Consider the following 3,436-nt stretch of genomic DNA (forward strand, 5'->3'; position numbering starts at 1 on the left):
GCTCATCACATTGGGGAAGATGTGCTACATGATGATGCGCCGGTCGGTGGCGCCGACCGCCATGGCGGCGCGCACATACTCGATCCGCGCCAGCGCCAGCGTCTTGCCGCGCACTTCGCGCGACATCTGCGCCCAGCCCAAGGCCGACATGACGATGATGACGAAAGCGAGGAAGACGTTGGTGGGAGCGGTGACCGGGATCAGTGTCGTCAGCGCCAGATAGAGCGGCAGCTGCGGGAAGGCGAGCACCAGTTCGACGAAGCGCTGCATCCAGACATCGAACCTGCCGCCGAAATAGCCGGAAACCATGCCGACGGTGGTGCCGATGACGGTGATGATGAAGACGACCGTCAGGGCGATCATCAGCGAGACGCGCGAGCCGTGGATGGCGCGCGACAGCACGTCACGGCCGAACTTGTCGGTGCCTAGGAAATGCACCGGCTGGCCGTCCAGCGAGCCGAACAGATGCCGGTCCGCCGGCAGCAGCCCAAACAGCTTGTAGGGCGCGCCATGCACGAAGAAACCGAGCAGCCTAGGATGATCATAGTCGGGGCCGACGACGGGCTGGAAAGTGACCGGATCGAGGTCCGCCGAATCGGCCAGCGCATAGACCCTCGGCCGTGCGGTGAAACCGCCGTCTCTGTCATGGAAGCTTGGCACCTGCGGCGGAGCGAAGCCGACATCCGTGACCTTCGGGTCCATTGGCGCGATGAATTCGGCGAATACGGCCATCACCAGCAGCAGCACGACGAGCCAGAGCCCGGCCATGCCGGTCCAGGAGCGCTTCAGCCGGCGCCAGACAAGCGCCATGTAGCTTTCGTTGCCATGCGCCGGTTCGGCGACGATGGGCCCTTCGGCAGGCAGCGGTGGAGGGGATGGATCGCGCGCCAGCATCTCAACGCTCCCCGAACTGGCGCACGCGCGGATCGAGCAGCACGAGCAGCATGTCGGCGATGATGTTGCCGACGATGAGCGTCGCCGACAGGACCATCATGAAGGTGGCGGTGACATAGACGTCGCCGACAGCCATGGAGCCGACGATCGCCGGGCCGACGGTCGGCAGTGCGAAGATGATCGCCGTCTCGATCTCGCCGGTCAGCATATAGGGCAGCACCACGCCCTGATACATGATGAGCGGATGCAGCGCGTTGGGCACGGCGTGGCGCATGACGACGGCAGCACCCGTCAGCCCCTTGGCCCTTGCCGTCTCGACATATTGCGCGTTCAGCGTATCGAGCAGATTGCCGCGCATGACGCGCATATTGTAGGCGAGGCCGCCGAAAGTGGCGATCGCCACCACCGGCCAGACATGTTTGTCGAGGTCGACGAATTTGGCCCACGACCACGGCGCACCACCATATTGCGGCGAGAAGAATGAGCCGATCTCAGACACGTTGAACTGGAAGACCAGGAGATAGACGATGATCAGCGCCATCAGGAAGCGCGGCACCGTCATGCCGAGGAAGGAGATGGCCGACAGTGTCGAGTCGATCCAGGTGTATTGCCTTGTCGCCGCCCATATGCCGAATGTGATGCCCAGCACCGAGGCCAGCAGATGGCAGACCAGCGCCAGAAGGAGCGTGCGCGGCAGGCGCTCTCCGACCACATCGGCGACCGGTTTGTTGTAGTACAGGCTGTAGCCGAAATCGCCGCGGGTGACGATGCCGACGATCCAGTTGAGATACTGCACGGGCAGCGGCTTATCGAGGCCATGCTCGATGCGATAGGCCTTTGCCTGCGCGTCGGCCTCGGCAAAGGAAGCTCCACCCTGGTTGATCGCCTGCGAGCGGATGTAGTCGGCATAGTCACCCGGCGGCGCCTGGATGATGGCAAAGGTGGCCAGGCTCAAGATGGCGAGGACCGGGATTGCCGACGCTATGCGCGTGAGCAGGAATCGCAGCATGGACGGTTCATTTCCTTGTCTCGCCGATCGCGCCCTTGGTTGCGTCCGGAGGTTGGTTTGTCCGGCCGCGCCAGCGGCGCGGCCGGAGGTCTCTCAGTCAGGGAGGTAAACCTAATTCATCAGCCCCTTCTCTCCGGGTTTGCCGGGCAGCTCATCGGGGAACAATTCATATTTCGCCTGCTTGTCTGCGGCGACAAATACCCGTTCGCGGATGATCGAATCCTCGGCCCAGTTGAACATGAAGATCGGCGTGCCCTGCGGAATGTTCGAGAATCGCTTATTGACGATCAGCGCGCCGGGATATTCCGTCAGGCCGACATTGTAGACGTGCTCCGTCGAGATCTTCTGGAATTGTTTCATCAAGCTGGCGCGCTGGTCATTGTCCTGCGTGGAGACGAACTTGTTGACGATGTCGACGAGGTCCTTTTCGAACGGCATCACATCGACCTCGCCATTTTCCGGCGCACGATGGTCCCAGCTGGTGCGCGGGCCGACAGGGGCAAGCTGCACGGTGTTCTGCACCACCGAGGTCAGTTCCTGTTCGTTGCGCCGGACCAGCCAATCGAAGCGGCCGGAGTATTGCGAAGCGTCCCGCTGGGTGCCGTTGAGGCCGTTGAGCACGACCCGCAGCCCGAGCTTTTCCATCTGGGCGACGACGCCTTCGGCAAGGCTTTTGTCGGTCGTGTAGTCGTTGTTGACCAGCATCACGATCTCGACATTCTTGCCGCCGGCGGTGCCGGAAGGGAAATTCACGAAGCCGTCGCCGTCCGTATCCTTGAGGCCGGCCTTGGCGAGTTCAGCCTTGGCGCCATCGAGGTCGAAGGGGTAGTAGACCGTCGAATTGCGGTCGTAGAAGCTGGTTCCTGACGACAAGCCGCCGGGATAGATGGCGGTGAACGGCCCCTTGACCAGCGAGTCGCCGAGCGCCTTGCGGTCGAGCGCCATGGTGACGGCCTTGCGGAAATCCTCGTTGCGGTTCAGCTCGCGGATCGCCTGGCCGCGTTCGTCCGGATTGCCCCAGCCATTGGCGGAAAAATTAAAGCGCAGATTGTAGCCGATGAGCCGCGGGCCGAAAGCAAGACGGGCAGGCGCGTTCGCCTCCGCCGCACGCTTCAGCGAGGCGACGAAGTTTTCCGGCTGCTCCAGATTGGAAAAATCAGCCGCGCCGGCCACCGCCTGGACGTCGCGATCGGCCCAGGTCGACAGCTTGTAGTGCAGTTCGTTGAGATAGGGCAGTTGATTGCCCTTTTCGTCGACCTTCCAGTAATAGGGATTTCGGCGCATGACGATGATGTCGTCCGGCCGGTATTCGACCGGGACCCAGCCGCCCATCACCGGCATGTTCATGAATTCCGGCGGGAAGGCATTTTTGAACTGGTCATAGGTGTTCTTCGAATATTTCGGATGCTGCGGCTTCAGGATGTGCGCGGGACCAGGACAGAAGGTGCCGTAGGCCATGGCATACAGGTACTGCTTCGGGAAGGCGTCCTTGAAGGTCCATTCGACGGTGTAGTCGTCGATCTTCTTCAACGT

Annotated in this window: 2 protein-coding genes and 1 pseudogene; all 3 read right to left on the reverse strand. The window is 62.1% G+C overall.

Features of this window, described 5'->3' with window-relative positions; translation table 11 throughout:
* Positions 1-27 precede the first annotated feature (27 nt).
* Positions 28-894, reverse strand: a pseudogene (locus EN884_RS30185) (ABC transporter permease); the annotation flags it as partial.
* Position 895: 1 nt separating this feature from the next.
* Positions 896-1,903, reverse strand: coding sequence for an ABC transporter permease (locus tag EN884_RS30190; RefSeq protein ID WP_063170041.1), 1,008 nt, complete (start codon positions 1,901-1,903; stop codon positions 896-898).
* Between the two features lie 111 nt (positions 1,904-2,014).
* Positions 2,015-3,436: ABC transporter substrate-binding protein (locus EN884_RS30195; protein ID WP_128360921.1), on the reverse strand; the 1,422-nt coding region annotated here is incomplete at its 5' end.

Origin of the sequence: Mesorhizobium sp. M7A.F.Ca.AU.001.01.1.1 (genome assembly GCF_004022735.1) — a bacterium.
Taxonomy (GTDB): Bacteria; Pseudomonadota; Alphaproteobacteria; order Rhizobiales; family Rhizobiaceae; genus Mesorhizobium; species Mesorhizobium ciceri.

Excerpts from the sequence above, each read along its gene's own strand:
- EN884_RS30190 (WP_063170041.1), bottom strand. The coding sequence starts at position 1,903 with ATGCTGCGATTCCTGCTCACGCGCATAGCGTCGGCAATCCCGGTCCTC.